This window comes from Alteromonas antoniana (genome assembly GCF_019249295.1).
Classification (GTDB): domain Bacteria; phylum Pseudomonadota; class Gammaproteobacteria; order Enterobacterales; family Alteromonadaceae; genus Alteromonas; species Alteromonas antoniana.
In genome coordinates, this window is sequence record NZ_JAESDH010000023.1 from 39,510 (window position 1) to 60,637 (window position 21,128).

The 21,128-nt window shown below is 51.6% G+C and carries 19 protein-coding genes and 1 pseudogene; 5 read left to right on the forward strand and 15 right to left on the reverse strand.

Annotated elements, in window-relative coordinates:
* Position 1: 1 nt before the first annotated feature.
* From JKP77_RS17430 to JKP77_RS17465, 8 genes are all read right to left on the reverse strand, one after another.
* Positions 2–1,462, reverse strand: coding sequence for an AMP-binding protein (locus JKP77_RS17430; RefSeq protein ID WP_218312446.1), 1,461 nt, complete (start codon positions 1,460–1,462; stop codon positions 2–4).
* Positions 1,459–2,157, reverse strand: coding sequence for a thermostable hemolysin (locus JKP77_RS17435; protein ID WP_218312447.1), 699 nt, complete (start codon positions 2,155–2,157; stop codon positions 1,459–1,461). Before JKP77_RS17435 ends, JKP77_RS17430 begins: the two co-directional genes overlap by 4 nt.
* A gap of 212 nt (positions 2,158–2,369) precedes the next feature.
* Positions 2,370–3,074, reverse strand: a complete 705-nt coding sequence (locus JKP77_RS17440) for a hypothetical protein (RefSeq protein WP_218312448.1) — start codon at positions 3,072–3,074, stop codon at positions 2,370–2,372.
* The gene (locus tag JKP77_RS17445; protein WP_218312449.1) at positions 3,071–3,835 is read right to left on the reverse strand and encodes an FTR1 family protein; all 765 of its coding nucleotides are present in this window, start codon (positions 3,833–3,835) and stop codon (positions 3,071–3,073) included. Before JKP77_RS17445 ends, JKP77_RS17440 begins: the two co-directional genes overlap by 4 nt.
* Complete coding sequence (locus JKP77_RS17450; protein ID WP_218312450.1) at positions 3,825–4,181, reverse strand: cupredoxin domain-containing protein; 357 nt, start codon at positions 4,179–4,181, stop codon at positions 3,825–3,827. Before JKP77_RS17450 ends, JKP77_RS17445 begins: the two co-directional genes overlap by 11 nt.
* A complete protein-coding gene (locus JKP77_RS17455) occupies positions 4,175–5,476 on the reverse strand; it encodes a sensor histidine kinase (RefSeq protein WP_218312451.1) in 1,302 nt (433 codons plus the stop codon). Before JKP77_RS17455 ends, JKP77_RS17450 begins: the two co-directional genes overlap by 7 nt.
* A 1-nt stretch (position 5,477) precedes the next feature.
* Positions 5,478–6,143: a response regulator gene (locus JKP77_RS17460; protein WP_218312452.1), complete on the reverse strand. Its 666-nt coding sequence runs from the start codon at positions 6,141–6,143 to the stop codon at positions 5,478–5,480.
* Positions 6,144–6,279: 136 nt separating this feature from the next.
* The gene (locus JKP77_RS17465; RefSeq protein ID WP_218312453.1) at positions 6,280–7,077 is read right to left on the reverse strand and encodes an IclR family transcriptional regulator; all 798 of its coding nucleotides are present in this window, start codon (positions 7,075–7,077) and stop codon (positions 6,280–6,282) included.
* 312 nt (positions 7,078–7,389) lie between these two features.
* Between JKP77_RS17465 and JKP77_RS22695 the strand changes: the two genes are divergently transcribed.
* On the forward strand, positions 7,390–8,556 hold the full coding sequence (locus tag JKP77_RS22695) for a DUF418 domain-containing protein (RefSeq protein WP_218312454.1): 1,167 nt from the start codon (positions 7,390–7,392) through the stop codon (positions 8,554–8,556).
* A gap of 125 nt (positions 8,557–8,681) precedes the next feature.
* On the opposite strand, the gene JKP77_RS17475 is transcribed toward JKP77_RS22695, so the two are convergent.
* Genes JKP77_RS17475 through JKP77_RS17505 form a run of 7 tightly spaced genes read right to left on the reverse strand, consistent with a single transcriptional unit; the run spans position 8,682 to position 17,836 of the window.
* Positions 8,682–9,884: a 3-oxoadipyl-CoA thiolase gene (locus tag JKP77_RS17475; protein WP_218312455.1), complete on the reverse strand. Its 1,203-nt coding sequence runs from the start codon at positions 9,882–9,884 to the stop codon at positions 8,682–8,684.
* Positions 9,885–9,901: 17 nt separating this feature from the next.
* Positions 9,902–11,452 (reverse strand): 3-hydroxyacyl-CoA dehydrogenase, encoded by a 1,551-nt coding sequence (locus tag JKP77_RS17480; RefSeq protein ID WP_218312456.1) that lies wholly within the window; start codon positions 11,450–11,452, stop codon positions 9,902–9,904.
* A 9-nt stretch (positions 11,453–11,461) separates the two neighbouring features.
* Positions 11,462–13,111: an electron transfer flavoprotein-ubiquinone oxidoreductase gene (locus tag JKP77_RS17485; RefSeq protein ID WP_218312457.1), complete on the reverse strand. Its 1,650-nt coding sequence runs from the start codon at positions 13,109–13,111 to the stop codon at positions 11,462–11,464.
* A gap of 21 nt (positions 13,112–13,132) precedes the next feature.
* On the reverse strand, positions 13,133–14,260 hold the full coding sequence (locus JKP77_RS17490) for an acyl-CoA dehydrogenase family protein (protein WP_218312458.1): 1,128 nt from the start codon (positions 14,258–14,260) through the stop codon (positions 13,133–13,135).
* Between the two features lie 10 nt (positions 14,261–14,270).
* Positions 14,271–15,467: an acyl-CoA dehydrogenase family protein gene (locus JKP77_RS17495; protein ID WP_218312459.1), complete on the reverse strand. Its 1,197-nt coding sequence runs from the start codon at positions 15,465–15,467 to the stop codon at positions 14,271–14,273.
* Positions 15,468–15,509: 42 nt separating this feature from the next.
* On the reverse strand, positions 15,510–16,763 hold the full coding sequence (locus JKP77_RS17500; protein ID WP_218312460.1) for an acyl-CoA dehydrogenase family protein: 1,254 nt from the start codon (positions 16,761–16,763) through the stop codon (positions 15,510–15,512).
* Entirely contained in the window at positions 16,760–17,836 is a 1,077-nt protein-coding gene (locus JKP77_RS17505) for an alcohol dehydrogenase (protein WP_218312461.1), read from the reverse strand. The genes JKP77_RS17500 and JKP77_RS17505 overlap by 4 nt, the downstream gene beginning before the upstream one ends.
* Positions 17,837–18,017: 181 nt before the next feature.
* On the opposite strand from JKP77_RS17505, the gene JKP77_RS17510 reads away from it, so the two are divergent.
* The 4 genes and pseudogenes from JKP77_RS17510 (at position 18,018) to JKP77_RS17520 (ending at position 20,966) form a co-directional block, all read left to right on the forward strand.
* Positions 18,018–18,992 carry an alpha/beta fold hydrolase gene (locus JKP77_RS17510; RefSeq protein WP_218312462.1) on the forward strand — a complete coding sequence of 325 codons (975 nt, stop codon included), beginning with the start codon at positions 18,018–18,020 and terminating at the stop codon, positions 18,990–18,992.
* Between the two features lie 260 nt (positions 18,993–19,252).
* Positions 19,253–19,744, forward strand: a pseudogene (locus tag JKP77_RS22775) (methyl-accepting chemotaxis protein); the annotation flags it as partial.
* Between the two features lie 24 nt (positions 19,745–19,768).
* Entirely contained in the window at positions 19,769–20,158 is a 390-nt protein-coding gene (locus JKP77_RS22780) for a CZB domain-containing protein (RefSeq protein ID WP_420840075.1), read from the forward strand.
* Between the two features lie 115 nt (positions 20,159–20,273).
* The gene (locus tag JKP77_RS17520; protein ID WP_218312464.1) at positions 20,274–20,966 is read left to right on the forward strand and encodes a Clp protease/crotonase-like domain-containing protein; all 693 of its coding nucleotides are present in this window, start codon (positions 20,274–20,276) and stop codon (positions 20,964–20,966) included.
* Positions 20,967–21,128: the final 162 nt, after the last annotated feature.

The following is a 21,128-nucleotide window of genomic DNA, read 5'->3' on the forward strand; positions in this document are numbered from 1 at the left end:
ATTACACTCCTTCAAGCTGCGCTTCAGCAGTTTGATACATAGAATCGATTTGAGATGAAAAATAGCGCGTCATGTTGTCGCGGCGAATCTTGCCATTCGCGGTCAGCAGCTCGTTGTTATCCGGTAAAGCGGATAACCGATGCCAGACAAGTACCTTGGCATAATCAGGCAACGTTGCGTTTACGTAGTCCAGTGCCTGCTGAATTTCTGACGCTGACAACGCATCGTCAGCGGGGAACAACAGCGCGCCACAATGGGGCTTACCTTCTCCTACTACCATTACCCGGACAAACTGTCCGGTAGCCAGCAGGGCGCTTTCTATCCACTCCGGAGAAATATTGCGGCCAAATGAATTAATAATGAGATTCTTACGGCGACCGTGAATAAACCAGTAACCGTTTTCTTCTCTGGCAAGATCCCCTGTGCGTACTTCAGATGGGTAAAAGCTGTCAGGGCAATTCAGATAACCCAGAAAATGCGTACCCCGGGCCACTATCTCGCCATTCTCTGTACTCAGACGGTTGTGTCCCAGTGACTGTCCCGCGCTTCCGGCACCATCACTGCCAGGTAAGTTCAGCGTCGTCACTGACACACATTCTGAGAGTCCGTAGCCCTGATACACCGGCAACCCCAGCTTTCTTGCTTCTTCGATGAGTGCAGCGGGAACCGCAGCGCCACCAACCGCAACAAATTTAAACGACTCAGGCATATGCCAGCCTTGACGAGATACTGACACAAGCAATTGCAATAACTCAGGCACCAGGATCATCGACTGCGCACATGACGCGGTGAGACATGACAGGAAATGATTTGGATCTGTCAGGCGGCTTCCGTGAAAACCCCGCATCTTGTCGGTTGGCAAAACGACGGTACCGCCGGCCATCAACGGCGCATAAACACCGGCAATATTTTCCAGTAATGTCGCCAATGGCAACACGCAAACGTGCCTGACTTCAGGCATGTTCAGCGCCTCTACCAGCGACTGTGCTACCACCGCCTGCGACAGATTACTGAGGCAAACACCTTTTGGTGTGCCGGTGGAGCCGGATGTAAACGTAATTTTTCCCGTACCGTCCGGAATGACGGGAAGTGTGGTAACGCGACGACGATACGCCTGGCAGCCTTCAAAGGGACAGTCGTCCGTTCTCTCAGCATCTGCGTCCAGCGGACGGTCGCTAATAACCAGTTCAATCCCTGCTTCGTCAAGCAAATGCGCTTGTTGTGCGGGTGTGAAAAAAGAGGGCACAGGCACCAGCACTATATCGCTCTGCTGGCAGGCGAGATCGCACATGACCCATTCAGGACTGTTATCCGCTAGCAGCGCAACGCGACTTACGCCTTGGTTTTCCAGCCACCGGGAGCGCATAGAGACGGCGAGTTTCAATTCGCGATAGCTGATTTGCTGTGCACCGGATTCCAGCGCAATGCTATCAGGCCACAGGTCCGCATTGTTCAGGATCATAGCGAGGCCCCCAGCGAACGTGTAAACGCAGGAAATGCCAGAGAGATGGTGTCTGTAATAGCACTTAGCGTGTTGTTCTTTGCAAACAGCGCAAATGTTTCCTGCAGGGAAAATGCAACAACTTGCGGCTGGCTGTCGTAATAGCGCCCCCAATGCGTTTGAGAAGGGCCCAGACGTGTAGGATCAGCGTTCGCCAGCACCGACAATTTCACACCATTATTCATCAGCAACTGACGCAATTTATCGGTTGCGGTGAACACCAACAATTCTACCCCTTGTTCACACATCGCCATGGCAGTTGCCAGTAACAAAGGGATAGTGAAGCGTGGGGAGGCGCTGTAGAGATTGCCAATTTCAGCGGTCTTTTCCCGGGGTACCGCCAGATAATGTCTTTCCAGCACCGTTTCCAACGGTGCCGACAGGTATTGCTCGACGAAAAGTGGCGCGCTGCCTTTTCGGATCCCAAGTGCAGCCTCCGGCTTGCCACGGCCTACGCCTACAAGTACCGGAAGAAAGTCTCGAATATGTGCGCCATGAGACTTTTTGAAACCATCCTGAATAAAGCCTTCAAGTGTCTGGCGGTAGCAGGTGCCTGCTTCGGCGACAATAAGATCCATACTTGCCCCGGCGGGTCGACGCTGCGATGTCAGCTTTACGCTGTTTTTAGGCTGTAATACTTCAGTTTGACACAACATATCGCAAACTCTTGTTGACTGTTGCTGTAAAGTATCTGCTGTCAACCTTAAGGAAAGCTTAAGCCTGGATTATTTAGTGAAATTTCTTGTCCATTCACGCTGCAGGGGGTATCAGACGTGAACGCAGAAGCTGAACGCCCGTTAACGACACACAATACCTGAAAGGACAAAGGGGTATCTTTGGCATGCAACCTGTGGCCAGGCTGTGTGGTTTAAAACTCGTACTCCAGCGACATTCTTAACGTGTGATCTTTACTATCCCCGTTAAGTCCGGCGATAAAACCCAACTCCCATTTAAGTTGTCGCTGGCCGTCGAACCGGCGGATCCCCATAAATGCAGGCCCTACTCCCACATAACCCTCGGCAGCATAGAACTCAACAGCGGGTTGCACCTCAGGGATCCAGCGATAGCGATACTTCATTCTGAACTCGCCCTCAAATTCGTTCTCGACAGTTTCACCCCACTCATACACGAGCATAAAATTGGTGGTTAAACTGAATCGACCGAATTCTTTTTCCGTGAGGATCCCGGCAGTGGCCTCCCAGTCATCAGTAGTGTGTTGCTTCTCCAGTTCAAACAGTGCGCCCCAGTCGGCCCAGTATTTGCCCTGCTCAGTGAGCATCCAACGAATTTCAAGCTCGTAGCCTTCCATACCGAAGTCGTCATATTCGTCGCGGCTTCCCACGATATAGCCTTCCAGCACGACGCGCTCTGACAACGCATGACCATAAGAAAAGCGTTGCATCAGAACATTGCCATCGTCATTTTGCCGTGACGTCAGCCGCCACTCAAACTCCCGCTCAAAAGGAAGTACATAAGGGTGATATACCTTATCGACATTAAAGTTGTCTGCCTTCACACTGGCCGATATCAGCACAGTGACCACCACAAGCAACGCGGGCAAAAATACTTTCATAATGACCTCGCGACAGAGCTGGCAGCTCGAAACCGCCCTGCAATAAAACCATAAACCGTGGGGCTGAGCGCCACCATTAAATACATCAGAACGTACGCGGCACTAGGTGTCGCTTCGTAGCCAAATAGTACATTCAGCAAGTGTCCATACTCGCTGTCATCAGCAACCCAGTCACTGGTATTCCACAACCTTGATGACTCAGTCAGAACATTGATTTGCTCCAGCCATACGGCAATCGATGCTACCTGTCCGGCCACGAATACGCTCAGCATGGCGCGTTTCGCCCACGGACGTTCAAGCGCAGAAACCCCCACAAAAAGTAACACCGCAACACTGCAACTGATGCCAAGGCCAATTACCGTTCCTACCATTAACGCCATGTCCGCCTGCTGAGTAGACCAGTAAGCGAAGGAGTAGATGAAAAAGGGCACGGCATTCACCAGCGTAATGGCAACAATCAGCACGAAAAGCGGCCAGCCAGAATCTGTCTTACTGGCCGTTGTCAGCCTGCGCATCCATTCGCAAAACCCTGCCCAGGCAACGGCCAGTGCGAATACGTTTAGCAGCTCAAAGCCGCCTCCGTTGAAAAGCGCAGAGAGCGTACCGAGACTGCTGTAAGTCAGCATGGCCAGGATCAGCCCACAAACCAGAGCCACCGTTAACATGCGGATAAATTGCGAGCCTAACGCCAGCACCAGGCTTACCAACAGGAAAACCGGAAGCGTGTCGCGAATAAATAAGATGACGGTATTAATCAGCATCAGGCAACGCCTCCGGCCTGACAACCCGTACGACTCCAACGGCAGTATTCGGATGATACTCGCCAAAAAAACGATACGTTCCCGGCGGCAGCGGACCAACATATATCGTGCCTTTACTGTTGCCGAATATCACCTTTTCCCGGTTCAGATCGAAGCTGTCAATTTCCTCAGGCGTGGCATCATGATTTATAAATACCAGCCTGACTTTTTTGTTTGCAGGAATAATCACTTCCTGAGGACTGAACAGATGGTTTTTGATTTCAACGATAGCTTCCGGCATCGCCGCTTTGGCCTGAAGAGAGATAAACGACAGTGCTATCAGAGTCCGGTAAGGCACGCTTAGCATAATGCCCCCTGCTCTGAGGGTAACGCAACGGTGACACGTAATCCGCCAAGTGATGCGGTGTCCAGCTCGATACTACCATGGTGTAATGTGACAATCTGTCCGACAATCGCAAGCCCCAGTCCACTGCCATGTGATTTGTATTTTGCGTCCTGCTGATCACGGTAAAACCGCTTAAGCACATTCGCCCTTTCCTCAGGCGCAATGCCAGGGCCACTATCGTCAACGGTAATCACCACACCGCCAGCATCAGTGGCAACAGAAACCTGAATGATTGCGCGTTCGGGCGAATAGGTGCAGGCATTGGCAATCAGATTTTGCAGCAGCGTGTAGAGCGTAAACTCGGTGCTCATCAGAAAGGCTTCTTCACCATTGAGACTAATATCTTGCTGTTTTGCTTCAATTTTACTGTACAAGTCGGTGATCACGCGCTGCGCAATGCTATACACATCCACGGACGACAGCTGTAGATAAAACAATTCCGGGCTGGTGCGACTCAGCAGCAGGATTTGGTTCACGACATGAATCATTCTGTCCGCATCCTGTTGGATCGCAGAAAGTTTACCTTTCTCAGAGGGCAGTTCCGATGCCAGATTATGCAGGTTGATTTTCATGACACTTAACGGGGTGCGCAATTCATGCGCGGCATTAGAGGCAAACTGCTGTTCGCGCTCAAAGGCATCATGAAGCCGCGAAAACATCGCGTTAAGCGTATCCACCACAGGTTGCATTTCTTCGGGCACGCGGGAAAGCCGGATGGCCGACAGGTCCTTACCCTTTCTCGCCGATAATTTTGCCGATAGCGTCTTCAGCGGGCGCAATCCCCGCGACACGAAAAAGAACACAATCACAGCCAGAATCGGTACGCTGTAGATAAACGGCATTATTGCAGAGACAGTCAGTGAATCGGTAAGCGTTATGCGGTTTTGAAGCGGCTGCGCGACCATGATCACCATACCGTTAGAAAGTGCCTGCTGATAAACCCGCCAGCGAGTCGCCTGAAAATTCTGATCGCTGAACGGGGCATCGCCAAATGCGATGGGTTCCGATGGGGCATTCGGAGACTTTGACACCAGCGTATCGTCACTCCAGACCTGATACACCAGTTCATTTTCAACGTGCGCATTTTCAGGCTGATATTGTAAAGTGACCGCCTGCACCATACTTTTCAGTTCACTGTCGAGCAACTGAGAGGACATAGACATCGCCGCACGATAACCGTGAATAGCCGCACTGAAAATAATAAGCACCATCGCACTTACCAGGATCAGGGTCATGTACCGGCGTATAGATGACAAATCAGGCCCCAGCGACAGGTATGCAATAGCCCACACCGCGAACCGTTTTTATAAATCCTTTCGGCATCTTTTTTCTGACGTGATGGATGTGCACTTCAACCGCATTGCTGGCCACTTCTTCTCCCCATTCATAAAGCCGCGATTCTAGTTGCTGTTTTGACTGAATACGCCCTGCGTTTTCAATCAACACTTTTAGCAGCATCAGTTCCCGACGCGGCAAAGAGGCTGGCGTACCGTCGACGGTTAACTCCAGCGTCTGCGTATTTAAGCTTACCTTTCCCACCTGAATCAGTGCGCTGTTGGCTGTACCTAACCGGCGTTCGAGCACGCGTAACCGGGCAAGTAATTCATCAATTTCAAACGGTTTGGGAAGATAGTCATCAGCGCCAGCATCAAGGCCGAGAATTTTATCGGTGGTTTTATCCCGTGCGGTAAGAATGATGACGGGCAGCGCAGGAGCATTACGCCGTACTTTACGCAATACCTCCAGACCGTCCATATCCGGAAGCCCGAGATCTAAAATAAGAATATCAGTTTGGCTGGCAAGCAGCGTAGTCAGCGCCTCACGCCCACTGAATACGCAGTCGACTACATAGTTAACGCGCCGTAATGAGCTTGAAAGAGCGTCAGAAAGCGGCTTGTCATCTTCCACTAACAATATACGCATAACACTGATTTACAAAAAGGTATTAGCTAAGCATAACAGCAATTTCTTAAGTTAACCTTAAGCATTAAGTCGCAATTTGCGCAGCAAAGAAAATACGTGTCAGAGGGTAATCAGTAACGTCGAAAGTCAGGACGCATTACACCCCTGTCGCGACAATGTCTCTGGCAACATGCACCAACTGTGGACCCAGCGAGTTTAACGCCAGCTCTTCAGAAACCAGATAGGTTGGGCCACCACAGTTCAGCGCAAGAATACGCCCGTCTTTTAGTTGCAGTGGCACACCCACACTGTTTACCGCCCGGTCCCAGTCACCAAAGGAGGTGACAAAGCCCTGTGACTCAAATTCCGCAACCGCGTTCTCAATGCCTTTTTTCAGCGGCTTCCAGCGGTCTTTTGCTACCCGCTCTTTGATCTCTTGCATCACCATGTCGCGCTCGTCCTCTGGCAGCCCCACCAGATAAGCCCGGCCGGCAGCAGAGTTAGCAAGAGGCAATGCCGAACCGACTTCCATTCGCAAAGCCTGAGAGTCATCACCGCGACAGTTCTCCACGTACAGCATCGATAAACGTTCACGAATGGTTAAGCCAACCGACACATTCACCCGTCCGGCTAATGCCTCCATAATTGGCTTGGCAACGCGACGCACCTGCAGGTTTGAGGTATAGGCGTACCCTAATGCCAGGACGCCGGCATCCAGCTGATACTTTTCAAGTTGTGGGTTGAATGAGAGATAGCCCAACTGGCTGAGTGTGTAGGTCATGCGTGAGATGGTAGGCTTGGGCAAGCCAGTGAGCTTGGCCAGATCCTGATTGCCCAGCACACCGCCCTGCTGGCTGAAAGCCCTGAGTACATCCAGTCCACGAGCCAGCGCCTCGACAAACTTGCGGTCTTTTTCTTCCGGCTTTCTGCGGGGCAAATCAAAAAAATCGTTCATACTCACCAACTTCACGCTGCACCGGTAAAAGGGTATCACTCGCAGTCTGCCCTACCGGCTTATTATTCTTGCCTGTAAAGGCGTAATTAACAGATTGTACACTGCGCCTGAAAGTTTACCAATTTAGTCACTCACAAGTATCAGCCTGAAAGCGTATTGCGCGACGCGTTTGCGTTTTTGCTGCGTCGCACGGTCTGTGATGTGCATTAGGGAGTGCTTTTATATATTCTGTAGCGTAAACAGTTTCCACTATGCGTTTTCGGAACGGCTCTGTAGCGATGATTAGATATCGCTTTTTTTAAGGGGTAATGTGTGAAGGAGAACTGCGCAGCAGATGCGTTCCCTCGTATTGAAGAGCTTGATGTGCTTCGCGGCTTCGCCTTGCTTGGCGTTTTCATCGTGCACTTTGTGGGATTGGCGTTTTACGAACTGCCGGTAAAAGATGAGGTTCTCATTTTATGGTTGGACAGTCCATTTCATTATCTGACAGTCCTGGCCTCTGATCTGTTTTTTCTTAATAAAGCGAATACCCTTTTTGCAACGCTTTTTGGGATCGGCTTTTGGATCATGCTGGAGCGCTTCCAACAAAGCGGCCGTAATTTTACGGCTTTGTATCTGCGTCGTCTGTGCTTTCTGTTCACTCTCGGCGTTGCCAATGCAATATTTATTTTTCCTGGCGATGTATTGCACGAGTACGCATTAATAGGGCTGGTTTTGTTTTTAGTGAGGAACATCAAGCCCTCTACCATGCTGCTGACGGGCGTTATTTTTGCGCTTTTTGCCAGGCCTCTTTTGGAAAGTGACAGTCTCCTGGGCATGCCACCTGAAACTGCCATTCAATTGCAATATGACGCTGTTGAATCTGGTGACTACCTTTTGTGGTTACAAACGATGCTGTCCCTGCATATAAAAGAGGAGATCCTTCATGCCGGGATCCTCGCGTGGGGCCTTTACATTCTGGGGCGCTTTTTTATCGGTAGCTGGCTGGTTCGCACGCATATTATTTATTCACTGAAAGACAACACCGCGTGGATGAAACGGCATATTCGATGGATCCTACCTACAGGCCTGAGTATCGAATTTGTCACCACGCTAATGTGGTTAGAGGTGGTTGATACCCCAGAGTGGTTAAAAGAGACTCTGCAATATATTGGTGTGCCACTGGTCGCGGTTGGCTATGCTCTGGCGCTAATTCTGCTTTATTACTCACCCAGAAAAGCCCTGGTAATGCGAATTTTTGCGCCAGTGGGGCGAACCGCGCTGACCGCTTATATCGGTCATTGCATGGTTTACGCTATATTGTTCCTGCCCATCGGCTTTAACCTGCTCTCGACAATCTCACCTTTTACAGGTTTGCTTATCGCACTGTGCGTATTCGTTTTTTTCAACGTGACGGGAACCTATTCCCTCAAACGATTAGGCTATGGCCCCATTGAATATCTGTGGCGCTGGGCCACATACGGGCGCCGGCCACTGTGACGTTGAACGACAGCGAAACTAACCCGGTCACTCACCTTTAGCTTCACGAAAACTACCTATCAGCCCACTGAAATAGAAACATTCACAGCCAAAGGCACCAATACGAAGGGGTTGGCGATAGCGAACTACTCACACCGCTCTATTACCATCGCCACGCCCTGACCGATACCAATGCACAGGCTGACCACGGCGTACTTGCCGCCGGCTACCTCCAACTGACGTAATGCTGTCAGCGCCAGCCGCGCACCCGAGGCGCCTAATGGGTGCCCCACCGAAATCGCACCGCCATTAGGATTGACCCGGGCATCGTCAAACGCGATATCCAGTTGCTTTAAACACCCTAAAACCTGTGTAGCAAATGCCTCGTTAATCTCAATCACATCCATGTCTTTCAGGCTGAGCTTTGCGCGGGCAAGCGCTTTATTGATTGCATCGACTGGCCCCAGCCCCATGACACGCGGCTCAACGCCAGCAACTGCGCCCGACAGAATACGCGCACGCGGTTTCATACCAGCCTTTTCGCCAGCGTCCAGTGAACCAAGCAACAGCGCAGCGGCGGCATCATTGATACCAGACGCATTGCCAGCGGTGACCACACCACCATCAAACAAGGTTTTCAATGCGCCCAGCTTTTCTGCGGTGACCTCCGGGCGCGGATGTTCATCTTCCACAACGCGGGTAATCTGACCCTTTTTACCGGTAACCTGCACCTCAGTAATTTCTTCTTCGAAAAAGCCCCGCGCTTTGGCTGCAGCATAGTTTTGCTGGGAACGGTAGGCAAAGGCGTCGCTTTCTTCGCGGCCGATATCCAGCATTTTTGCAATATTGTCCGCCGTTTGCGGCATGGTATCGCGACCGAACAACGCCTCTATTTGCTTATTCGGGAAACGCGCACCAATCGTAGAGTCGAACACTGTGCACTGACGGCTGAAGGCGGTTTCAGCTTTGGCCATCACCAGTGGTGCCCGGGTCATACTCTCTACGCCACCGGCAATCATCCAGTCACCCTCGTCGCAGGAGATAGCGCGGGCAGCCTCAATAGTGGCTGAAAGGCCGCTGCCACACAGTCGGTTTTGTGTCTGTGCCGCTACGGTAATCGGGATCCCGGCTAGCAGTGCGCCATGGCGGGCAACGTTGCGGGCATCCTCGCCAGCCTGATTGGTACACCCGATAATCACATCTTCCAGTTTATCCGGCGACAAAGGCTGTCTTGCCATCAGTGCGCTTAAGCAGCCTGCCAGTAAATCATCCGGTCTGACCGTTGCCAGGGCACCACCGAATCGTCCTACCGGGGTTCGAAGGCCATCATAAATCCAGGCGTTTAACATGTTGAGACTCCTTGAGATCAGGCCTGACTTGCCCGTGTGCCGGTGTCGCTAAGCGACATGCCAAGCGCCACGCGACGTCGAAGATACTGACTGGGGCGATAACGCATATCGCCGGTCAGCTGTTGAAGGTTTTCTAATACGGTGAGGACTCGCTGTGGTCCTAACTCGTTGCCCCAGGCCAGCGGCCCTTTGGGGTAGCCTAGACCCAGCGTTACCGCTTTATCGATATCAGCCGGTTGCGCGATACCTTGCTGCGCAATTTCACAGGCAAGGTTTACCATCGCCGCCAGCACCCGCTGACTGACGAAACCCGGGCTGTCATTAAGCACACTGACCGGATAACCGCCGTGAGAAAGCAAGGCATGGGCGTAATCACGATATTCAGCTGACGTTGCCGGAGATATCATCACGACGCGATGCGCTGACAGACCAAACAGTCCATCCACTGCTATCACTTTTGTGGCATCCAGACCGGCATCAGTGGCGCTGGTGGTGGTATCTTTGCCGAGCGGCGCGCAAAGACATAATGCATCGGAAGAGGGTGTGTCAGTGGTTTCCACCGAGACGCCCGCTTTATCGCACAGTGTGTGCAGCGTAGCGACAAACTCTTCTCCCCATTGCTGGCAGGAAGGATCCAGCCACACGCTGTTGGGCAGGGTGTCAGGTACATCAGTGCGTACCACAGCATCATTGGTGTCACGAGGGTAAGTATAAAACCCTTCTTTGGTTTTACGGCCCAGCAAGTTGGCTTCTACACGTTTAGCTGCCAGCGGGCTCGGGCGGTATCTTGGCTCGTGATAATACTGGTTAAACACCGACTCGGTTACCGCATGCGACACGTCCAGCCCGGTTAAATCAAACAGCTCAAACGGCCCCATTTTGAACCCCACCTGCGCTTTTAAAATGCGGTCGATTTCCCGTGTAGTGGTAACTGACTCCAGCAACAACTGCAAGGCTTCGGTACTGTAGGCACGCCCGGCGTGATTCACCAGAAAGCCAGGCATATCCGCAACGACCACGGGAACGTGCCCCACTGATGTCACCAGTTTGCTCAGCGTGTCAGTCACGGCTGGTGCTGTACGCTGACCGCCAATCACTTCCACCAGCTTCATGATAGGAACGGGGTTAAAGAAGTGCAGCCCGGCGACCCTTTCAGGGTGCTCACATACGCTGGCTATTCCTGTTACTGATAACGATGACGTATTGGAGGCCAGAATACAGTTTTCTGACACAATAGCTTCAAGGGAGGTAAACAACGTTTGCTTTACCTCCAGTCGCTCGACAATAGCTTCAACAACCAGATCAGCCCGGCTACACGGACTGAAGTCATCTGCGCTGTGTAAAGACAGATTATGGCGTGCATCCGCGGCAATTTGCTCACTCAGCTTGCCCTTCGCCACCAGCTTATCCAGCATCGAAAAGACGGTTGTCTGCGCGTCACTTAACATGTCACGGTTAAGATCAAACAGTGCAACACTCAGCCCGCTTTGCAGCATAAGCTGGGCGATGCCACGCCCCATAGCGCCGGCGCCAATAACGGCAACCTGTTTTATCTGTGAGTCAGCCATTTTTTGTCCTTACATGTTCGGATAGTTGGGGCCGCCGCCCCCTTCAGGCACAACCCAGGTAATGTTTTGTGCAGGATCTTTAATGTCACAGGTTTTACAGTGCACACAGTTTTGGCCGTTTATCACAAACTGCTTTTTACCTGCTTCCTCAACCACTTCATACACGCCCGCAGGACAATAACGCTGGGCTGGTTCGTCAAACTTTGGCAAATTATGCTGAATGGGAATGGTGGGGTCTTTCAGCTTCAGGTGACAAGGCTGGTTTTCTTCATGATTGGTGTTGGACAGAAACACGGAGGAAAGCTTATCAAAGCTTAGCTTGCCGTCGGGTTTCGGATACTGGATCACGTCGCACTCAGCGGCGGGTTTCAACTGCGCATAGTCTGGTGTGGTATCGCGAAGGTGCACGGGAAGCTTTCCGCCAAACCAGTTTTGGTCAATGTAATTAAACGCCCCGCCAAGCAGTGTGCCGTACTTATGCAGCGCCGGACCAAAATTACGACTGCGTTCGAGCTCGTCGTAAACCCAGCTGTTTTTAAAAGCAGTCTCAAAACCGCTAAGCTCAGGCTTAGGAGAATCGTTGTTGAGCAACGCATTCACGGCTTCATCCGCGGCCAGCATGCCCGTTTTCATTGCCGTGTGCGTACCTTTAATTTTCGCTACATTCAGGGTGCCTGCATCACAGCCGATCAGCACCCCGCCGGGAAATACCATTTTTGGTAACGCATTCAGGCCGCCTTTAGTGATGGCTCTGGCACCATAGGCAACCCGTTTCCCGTCTTTCAGATACTGCGCTAACTCCGGGTGATGTTTCATCCTTTGAAACTCGTCAAACGGACTGACACTTGGATTTTGATAATTTAAGTCGACAATCAGCCCGACCACGACCTGTTGATCGTCACCGTGATAAAGGAAAAATCCGCCCGACGTGCCATCCGATAACGGCCAGCCTGATCCGTGGATCACCAGACCGGGTTTGTGGACGTCAGCCGGCACATCCCACAGCTCTTTAATGCCCAGGCCGTAATGCTGTGGATCGGCGTCTTTATCAAGCTCAAACCGCTCTATCAGGCGTTTCCCAAGGTGACCGCGTGCTCCTTCAGAGAACAGTGTGTACTTCGCTTTTAAGGCCATGCCCGGCATGTAGCCATCTTTTTCTTCGCCGTTCTCGCCCACGCCCATGTCACCGGTGATGACACCTTCAACGCTGCCGTCTTCGCCATAAAGAATCTCAGCGGCGGCAAAACCCGGGAATATTTCCACACCAATGGCTTCGGCCTGTTCCGCCAGCCAGCGACAGACATTCCCAAGACTGACAATATAATTGCCGTCGTTGTGCATTGGTTTTGGTACAAACGCATTGGGAATGCGACGGGACTTTTGGTTGTCTGACAACAAGAATACCTGGTCTTCTGTCACCTCCACATTCAGCGGAGCGCCCTTTTCTTTCCAGTCGGGAATAAGCTCATCCAGTGCCCGCGTATCCACTACCGCGCCGGATAAGATATGCGCGCCGACTTCAGAGCCTTTTTCAATAACGCAAACCTGCAGATCGTTTCCCGCATCTGATGCCTGCTTTTTCGCTCGGTATGCTGCTGCCAGGCCGGCAGGACCGGCCCCCACAATCAGCACATCAAATTCCATTACTTCGCGTTCCATACACCCTCCGCGGATAGTCAATCAGGCTGCTTGTTCGGCTTTAATCAGTGCATCCATATGCGCATCATGCGAGCCGAATAATGTGTTGATCATGGTCAGACGCTTGAACATGTGCCCAACGTCCAACTCTTCGGTTACACCCATGCCGCCGTGAAGCTGCACCGCTGTCTGGCCCACCAGACGACTGGCACTCCCGATTTTGGCTTTGACCATCGACGCCGCTTTTGCGGCATCCACACCGTTATCTGCTGACAAAGATATGGCGCCGTAATACAACATGGAACGGGCCTGCTCCACTTCCACAAACATATCTACCATCTTATGTTGCAGCACCTGAAAACGGGCGATGGGCATATCAAATTGCTTGCGAACACGGGTGTATTCCACGGTCGCATTCAGCATTTTCTCCATCAAGCCCACTGCTTCGGCGCTCACGGCAATAACGGCATCAGCCAGTACCCGGCCTATCGCGTCTGTCGCGTTTTCGCCTTCGCCTAAACGTGCGTCTGCAGATACCGTGACATTGTTTAGTGTCACGTCTGCTGCGCGACCGCCATCATTGGTTGGATAGGCAGCGATGGTGACGCCACTTTCTTTCGGTGACACCATAAATACGCCGATGTCATCATCACTGGTTTTCGCTGCCACCAGCAGCATGTCGGCAGACTGGGCGTGCAGCACCACCGGCTTTTTGCCGGTTAATTTCACACTGTCCCCGTTGATTTCGGCACGCGTTGTGATTGACGTAATATCGGTTTGACTGGCCGTTTCAAAGCCAGCAAAAGCCACTTTCTTTTCGCCACCGGCAATGGCCGTAAGCCACTCGCTTTTTTGCGACTCGTTGCCCAGGCGCTGAATAAGGTTACCGCTTAGCACTACCGTAGACAGATAGGGTTCCAGCAATAGCCCTTTGCCTAAGGTTTCCATCAGCACCATCAGCTCTACTGCGGTACCGTCAAGGCCGCCATACTGATCTTCAAACGGCAGAGCCAGCCAGCCAAGTTCGGCAAACAGCTGCCAGTGTTCCTCACTGTAACCTGTGTCAGAGGCGCTCAGCTTCTGGCGAGCATCAAAGTCATAGGCGTTGTTGATGAATTTGGAGGCGCTGTCTTTCAGCATCTCCTGGATATCGGTTAATGCAAAATCCATGATGTCCTCCTTACACGCCCAGCACTTGCTTGGCGATAATGTTTTTCTGAATTTCGTTGGTGCCGCCGTAAATCGTCACTTTACGGTTGTTGTAATAATGCGGGGCAGCATTCGGCGCAAAGAACGGCTCCAGTTTCAGCGATGGATCTTCATCGTCGTATTGCTCCGGAACAAATGGCAATCCGTAAATGCCCGCCAGCTCAAGGAACAGTTCGTCCAGCGCCTGCTGCACTTCAGTCCCTTTAATTTTCAGAATGGAGGACTCAGGTCCGGGTGCTTTACCGGTACTGACCGAAGACAATACCCGTAGCTCGGTGTATTCCAGCGCTGTCAGCTCGACTTCGGTCTGCATTACGCGCTGCATTAACACGCTGTTGTCTTTCAGCGGCGGCACGCCGGCCGGCGGATTATTCAGCATGCCTTTAATGTCTGTCAGGCGTTGTTTACTGGTGGCCACCCCAGCGATATTACTGCGCTCGTGGGTCAACAGAACTTTGCCGTAAGTCCAGCCTTTGCCTTCTTCACCTACCAGATTTTCTACCGGGACTTTGACATCTTCGAAGAACACTTCATTGACTTCGCGACGGCCATCCAGTGTGATGATGGGTTTTACTGTCACGCCGGGTGAGTTCATGTCGATAAGCAAAAAGCTGATCCCTTCCTGTTTTTTGCCGGTGTCGCTGGTGCGTACCAGACAAAAAATCCAGTCGGCGTAGTGGCCCAGTGTGGTCCAGGTCTTCACGCCGTTAACAATGTAGTTATCGCCATCGCGCACCGCTTTTGTCTTCAGGCTGGCCAAATCAGAGCCGGCATTTGGCTCGGAATACCCCTGACACCACCACACTTTGCTGGACAGGATATCCGGCAGAAAACGCTGCTTTTGCTCGTCGTTGCCGAAGGTATAGATAACCGGCCCTACCATGTTCAGGCCAAACGGAATAATACGCGGGGCTTTCGCACGGGCGGCTTCATTAAAGAAGATATAACGCTGTGTAGCCGACCAGCCAGTGCCGCCGTATTCGACCGGCCAGTTGATGCCAGCCCAGCCCTTTTCGTAAAGTGCCTGCTGGTAATCTACCTGCGACGCTTTATCCATGCGCAATCCGGCTTTTAAACGGCGGGTTACACTTTCGGGTAGCTCGTTTTCAAAAAACGAACGCACCTCGTTCTGAAACGCCAGTTCCTGTTCTGTAAAATCTGTATTCATGGCGATATCCTGCGTAGTTAATAACGTGTCCTGGCCAGCGTGTTACTCTGCTGACGATGTATAAAAATAGTGACTGAGATCAGTGCCAGCTTCCTGTGCACGCTTAAGTTCCATGCGCGCAATCTTGCGAAGATGTACCTCATCCGGACCATCGGCGTAGCGCAGTGCGCGCCCCTGGGTCCACATATCTGCAAGGGGTAGATCCGGGCCGGTACCCATGGCCCCAAAAGTCTGCATGGCACGGTCCACCACCGTGGTATGTAATGTTGGGATCAGTGCCTTAATCAGCGAAATCTCATCGGCAGCGCCTTTTGCTCCGCGTTCATCAATGGCCCACGCCGCGCGCAATACCAGCAGCCGTGCCTGTTCAATTTCAATACGCGATTTCGCAATCCATTCCGCCACCGCACCGTGCTGATGCAGATATTTGCCGTAGGTTTTACGCTCTTGGGAACGCGCAATCATTAATTCCAGCGCCAGCTCGGCCTGGCCAATACTGCGCATACAGTGGTGAATACGTCCTGGTCCAAGTCGCGCCTGCGCCATGGCAAAGCCATCTCCCTCTTCACCCAACAGATTTTCTGCCGGCACATGCACATCGGTGAACGTCACTTCGCAGTGGCCGTGAGAATTGGTGTGGTTCATCACCGACAAGTTGCGCACCACTTTCACGCCTGGTGTGTCTTTCGGAATCAGGATCATGGACTGCTGGCGGTGACGATCCGGATTCTGCTCATCGGTCTTGCCCATCAGAATGAACAGTTTGCAGTTCGGATGCGCGGCATTGGAGATATACCATTTGCGCCCGTTCACCACGTACTCATCGCCCTTGCGAATAATGCTGGTCTGGATATTGGTTGCATCAGAGGACGCAACGTCCGGCTCAGTCATAGCAAATGAGGACCGGATTTCACCGTTTAACAGCGGTGTTAACCATTGCTCGCGCTGGGCTGGCGTGGCGAACATGTGTAGTAACTCCATGTTGCCGGTATCTGGCGCATTACAGTTAAATACTTCAGCGCTCCAGCTCACCCGCCCCATGATTTCTGCCAGTGGCGCATATTCCAGATTGGTCAGCCGGGTGCCTGGTTCATCGTCTTTCAACGACGGCAGAAACAAATTCCACAGTCCTTCATCACGGGCCAGCGCTTTCAAATCCTCCATAAATGAAACCGGATAGGTTCCCCCATGGACTTCATTTCTGTAAGCGCTAAGCCGTGGCAAAATATAGTTATCAAAGAAGTTCTGCAGCTGCGAGCGCAGGGCTTTTACTTTATCGCTGTACTCGAAATTCATGCTGGTGTGCCCTCGCTGTCCTGATCCGGACGCAGTACGACACGTCCGGTAATTTGTCCCTGCTTCATCGCGTTTAACGTTTCATTGGCACAGCAAAGGGGCTTCTCGGTAATACGAATGGGCTTGACTTTCCCTTCGTGAACCAAGGCCATTAGTGCCTTCATGTCTTCCAGACTGCCAACAAACGACCCTTTAATGGTGATAGCTTTAATCGGTAAAATGGGTACCGGGATCTGCATTGCGCCACCAAACAAGCCTACGATGATGGCAATACCACCTTTTCTCAGTAGTCGGGTAGCCAGCAAGGCCGTTTTATCTGAGCCAACGAAATCCACAGCTGCAGCCACGCCACCGTCAGTAGACTTCATTAAGGCTTTAAACGCATTGCTGTCAGCAGGGTCGAAGACCTCATCAGCCCCTTCTTCCAGTGCCAGCTCGCGCTTTTGCGGGTCGATATCCGCCACAATGATGTGGGCATCAATCAGGCTTTTCGCCATTGCCAATGCCGAAAGCCCGACACCACCGGCTCCCACTATCAGTACCGCGCCATTTTTTGATGCTTCCTGAATTTGTGAAATCGCACTATAAGCCGTCACGCCGGAGCAGGCATAAGTACAGGCCAGCGAGGCAGGCAGGTTGCCTAACGGCAGCAGGTATTTCTCGTCGGGGATTATGACATGGGTGCTGAAGCCTCCGTCTACCGCAAAGCCGAGTGAGCGGGGCTTGTTACAAATGTGTTCAAAGCCGGTATCGCAAAGCTGACAGTGGCCGCAGCCAATCCACGGATACACCACGTACTTTTGTCCAGGCTTTACGCCGGACACCTCTTCGCCCACCGCCACCACTTCACCGGCGATCTCATGACCCAGTGTGAATGGCAGTTCACGAATGGCGCGAATATCCATTTTATTGTCGCCGCCCATATCAAAGTGGCCGTCCCACACGTGTAAGTCGCTGTGGCAAACACCACAGGCTTCTACCTTCACTACCACTTCTTTGCCCTTCGGCTCAGGCAAGTCATAGTCTTGTTTCGTCAGGGCTTCGCCGTATTCTGAGAATTGCTGACTGTACACAGCCGCCTCCTTCTGTTGCGTTGACACCAGACTGTCAGTCGCTCTAAATTGTGAAAGATACTACCGCACTGCGGTACAACAAATACAATAACGAAACTAAATATCACCCCATTCATTTTCTTTATCGTTTATTTTTGCGCCGCAATGGTATGGTTAAAAAGCGTAGATTAAGGAACCCGTTATGACACTGTTATTAGTAATTATTGCCGCGGCGCTCGCTATCGTTTTCCTGGCATGGATGTACACCCGCCGGGTAGATGCAACCATTCATAAGCAGTTCCCGCCTTCGGGAAAGTCTCTCGACGTCGATGGCGGCAGTATTCACTGGCAGGAATCGGGGGAAGGGGCCCCGGTAGTGCTGATCCATGGGTTATCAGGCAACCTGCATAATTTTTCGTCTATGGAAGCGGCGCTGGTTGAACGATATAGGGTGTATTCAGTAGACCGTCCCGGTTCGGGTCACGCCAGGCGTGACGAACCTGAGAGCGCGGATTTCGAAAAGCAGGCGTCTATGCTGCTTGAATGGATGTCTCGTACCGGTATTGAGCGGGCGCTTATCGTCGGCCACTCAATGGGCGGGGCCATTGCCTTGAGAATGGCATTAATGGATCCATCAAGGTGCTCAGGACTGGTGCTGCTATGTCCGCTAACCGCGCCACTCAGTGAAGCGGCAGGGCCGCTGAAAAACCTGTACATTCCCAATCCCGCCACAAGGCGTTTTCTATCCGCTACTTTTGCTACGCCGTTACGCATGCGCAAGGCACGAGAGAATCTGTCGGCCATTTTCGCACCTGATGTTCCTCCACATAACTTTGCCACCCAGTTTGGCGGTGCGCTGTCGATGCGTTCTGATACCTTTTTCGGGGCGGCAAACGATATCGTTGCAGCGCAAAAAAGCCTGTATAAACAATTTCGTCAATACGACACCATCGAGTGCGCGGTGGGGATTTTATTTGGAGGAAAAGACGCAGTGCTGGCACCTTCGCTTCATATGAAGCATATAGAAGATACGGTAAAAGACGTGACTTCAGTGTTGCTGCCAGAGCGTGGCCATATGGTACCCATCAGCGACCCGGCTGCCTGCGTTGAGCTTGTCGATACTATTTATAATAAATCCATGACGGTATCAGGAAAATCGACAACAGAAAGCCATTAACACTGAAAAAAGGCGCTACACTGTCGATATAGAAATCGAGCATTATTTTAAAGGAAGCCCTTAACGTGTTCGGGAATAAAAATAAGTTACGTGAGTATGAGCAGGAAATTGCGGCACTAAAAGCTGAAAATGCCAGCTTACAAAGTCGATTAGATGACAAAGCTGCACAACTGGAACAGGCGTATCTGGATGCCGCCGACCTCGCCGACAAAGTCAGTGTAGAGAAGCAAATAGTAGAAAATTTCTTCCTTTCTCAGGGAATGTTGGATGCTGTTCGCCATGATGTGGCGCATTCAGCAGAAGATATTTCAGCGGAACAAAAGCGTCTGTCTTCAACCATTGATGACTTCACGCATGTTGAGAACTTGCTGACCGAATGCGTACAGGTGCTGGTGGCCTTATCACAACGCTCTGAAAGCATTTCTTCTTCCATGGAGAGCCTGACCACATCGGCGAATGAAATCGAATCTTTCGTCACACAAATTCGTGATATTTCGGAGCAGACTAACCTTCTGGCCTTGAACGCAGCCATTGAAGCGGCCCGCGCCGGTGAACAAGGACGCGGTTTCGCCGTGGTGGCCGATGAAGTTCGAACCCTGGCAGCGCGCTCGTCAGAAGCTTCAGAGAAGATTTCCGCGTTAACCTCAACCTCACGTCAGAATACCACCAATGCCGCAGACGGCATTGCTCAGTCACTTCAGCAAACCCAGGCTGTATCTGACACCGCGATTGAGATCCAGGGCTCAATTACCGACTTATCACAGCTTTCCAGCGCAATGGTTAAGGTCATAAGTTTCGTCAGCGCCAGCACTTTTGTACAAACGGTGAAACTGGACCATATCATCTGGAAAACCGAGATATATAAAGCCATTCGCGGTAAGTCGAAAAAAACTGCTGCCGACTTTGCCAATCACAGCCAATGCCGTCTGGGTAAGTGGTATTACGAGGGCGAGGGCAAAAAACTGTACAGCGACCTGCAGGCGTTTCGCACCCTTGAAAAGCCTCACGAAATGGTTCACTCTTCTGGGAAACGCGCATTGGAAGCGCGGGATAAACAGGATTCAACCGCCATGTTGAAAGCCTTAAATGAAATGGAGCATGCCAGTGAAGATGTTGTTCAACAGCTTAATAATCTTGAGAAAGCCATTAAAGACCGCTTTCATTAAACCTTACTCCTCGAGTTTTCGTTTGTCAGGACTCAAGGCAATCCTGCTCGTCCTGACAACGCTGCTGTTTCAGTCCGGCTGTGCGGCGCTCTCCGGTAGCACAGAAGAAGCTAGCGTGCATACCTCAGGTCAAAACATCTTCTACACTGGCGACATGACGAAAGCGGGTGCTGATAAGTTTATCGCGGCGCTTAATAGCGCCTCTTCGCCAATAACCACTCTTGTGATAGACAGTGATGGCGGCGAAATTGGGGCGGGAATGACTATTGGCGAAGCCATACTTAAGCACAATTTAGCCGTCAGAGTGGAAAACGCCTGCTTTTCCTCCTGTGCCAATTACGTTCTGACTACCGCTGCATCCATTACCTTAGGGGAAGGTGCCGCTTATGGGTGGCATGGCGGAGCCTATCAACCGGTGTATATTCCTATGTCAGGGGCTGATAGCCCAGGGTTACAGGACTATTTCTATAGAATGCAGCCACGCGAGACAGCCTTGTTTGAAAAACCACGTGTCTACCAGGCGGTGACTGTGCTTCCGATGATACCCGGGTTTGGTGCCAAGCGTAATTCTGCAATATACACGTATGACAGAGAAACCCTGAAGGCACTGGGGTTAGACGCACTGGCAGAAGCCGATTCTCAGGAGCGGGCACGTTGTAACTCAAAATTTTGCACTCAGGTGTTTTTCATACCTCGCCCGCTTCTTATCTCACTATTAGCTAAATTTGAAAAAGACAAAGCAAAGTGGGACGACTGGCTTGCCGCTGAAGTCAGAAAAAGAGCACAGCAAGATGCGGCTTCAGAGTAAGGTCTCGCGATAACTCTACTGCAATATTTCCGATGGAATTCATTGAGAAAGGGCGATGCTTAAATAAACGTCTTATTCCTGCTGCACTGCAGATTACACACCGCGAGTGAGATGAGTGTCATTAAGGGTATGAAAGTTAAGACGTGTTTTAAAAATTGAACA